The sequence below is a fragment of the Pantoea sp. OVA07A genome (assembly GCF_019969975.1).
In the GTDB taxonomy this organism is placed as follows: domain Bacteria; phylum Pseudomonadota; class Gammaproteobacteria; order Enterobacterales; family Enterobacteriaceae; genus Pantoea; species Pantoea agglomerans.
This window is the reverse complement of the sequence record NZ_JAHXYM010000034.1, coordinates 1-255: the sequence shown is the minus strand read 5'-3', so window position 1 is coordinate 255 and position 255 is coordinate 1. Positions and strand designations below refer to the sequence as shown.

The window sequence follows — 255 nt, the reverse complement described above, 5'->3', positions numbered from 1 at the left end:
TCCAGACTCCTACGGGAGGCAGCAGTGGGGAATATTGCACAATGGGCGCAAGCCTGATGCAGCCATGCCGCGTGTATGAAGAAGGCCTTCGGGTTGTAAAGTACTTTCAGCGGGGAGGAAGGCGATGCGGTTAATAACCGCGTCGATTGACGTTACCCGCAGAAGAAGCACCGGCTAACTCCGTGCCAGCAGCCGCGGTAATACGGAGGGTGCAAGCGTTAATCGGAATTACTGGGCGTAAAGCGCACGCAGGCG

The 255-nt window shown here is 57.3% G+C and carries 1 rRNA gene; it reads left to right on the top strand.

Features of this window, described 5'->3' with window-relative positions:
• Positions 1–255 (top strand): 16S ribosomal RNA (locus LC417_RS22355); the annotation flags it as partial.